Genomic DNA, 1,014 nt, shown 5'->3' with positions numbered 1-1,014 from the left:
GCGCTGCGCCGGGAAATCGGTGGGGTTGTACCGGCTCCGCTGCGCTGCGCCGGGAAATCGGTGGGGTTGTACCGGCTCCGCTGCGCTGCGCCGGGGAAGGCGCCCCGTTCCAGGGTGACGGGCCCCCTTTCCAGCGTGACCGGCCCCCTTTTCAGCCCGTCCGGCGTTTGAGGACTTCGGGCGAAGCCCGAAGCGCGTCAGCCGACGCAACCGGCGCCCTCCCAGCCCGTCCGGCGCTTGAGGACTGAGGCGCGAAGCGCCGAATCGCGCCGCAGGCGCCGGCGCAAGGCGCACGATGCAGCGTGACCGCAGCACCACCCCAGCCCGTCCGGCGTCTGAGGACGAGGCGCGCAGCGCCGACCGCGCCGCAGGCGCAAGCCGCACGCAGCCGACCCGCAGGGACACGAACGGGGGCCCGGGGGCGCAGCCCCCGCGGCGGGAGGCGACCGAGGGCGCCCACCACCACACGGGCTGGATGACCCATCCAGCCCCGATGTGCGAGCATGGGAATGAAACCCACGCCCCGCCGGTTGGACCCGATCGGCAGCAGTCCATGCAACCCGGGAGATTGCGAATGACCGTTCAGGACGACACCACCACCACCGACGGCATCATCCTGTCGGACACCGCGGCGGCGAAGGTCAAGAGCCTGCTCGAGCAGGAAGGCCGTGACGACCTGGCGCTGCGCGTCGCCGTCCAGCCCGGTGGCTGCTCTGGCCTGCGCTACCAGCTCTTCTTCGACGAGCGTTCGCTCGACGGCGACGTGGTCAAGGACTTCGGCGGCGTGAAGGTCGTCACCGACCGCATGAGCGCCCCGTACCTGACCGGTGCGTCGATCGACTTCGTCGACACGATCGAGAAGCAGGGCTTCACCATCGACAACCCGAACGCCACGGGTTCCTGCGCCTGTGGGGACTCGTTCAGCTGACGGGGGGTCTGGGGGGCTGGTACCATCACCACGCCGGTGATCGCCGCGGACAGCCCGCTCACCGAGCCGATGGACAGGTCGATCTG

1 protein-coding gene is annotated in these 1,014 nt (G+C 70.7%); it reads left to right on the top strand.

Annotation, left to right across the window (positions count from 1 at the left end; translation table 11 throughout):
• Nucleotides 1-574 precede the first annotated feature (574 nt).
• Nucleotides 575-928, top strand: coding sequence for an iron-sulfur cluster assembly accessory protein (locus tag AB0M28_RS40480; protein WP_365415844.1), 354 nt, complete (start codon nucleotides 575-577; stop codon nucleotides 926-928).
• The last annotated feature ends 86 nt before the right edge of the window (nucleotides 929-1,014 follow it).

Origin of the sequence: Streptomyces sp. NPDC051940 (assembly GCF_040680895.1) — a bacterium.
GTDB lineage: Bacteria > Actinomycetota > Actinomycetes > Streptomycetales > Streptomycetaceae > Streptomyces.
Note: the sequence above shows the minus strand (reverse complement) of the source record. Positions and strands in the feature narration are given on the sequence as shown.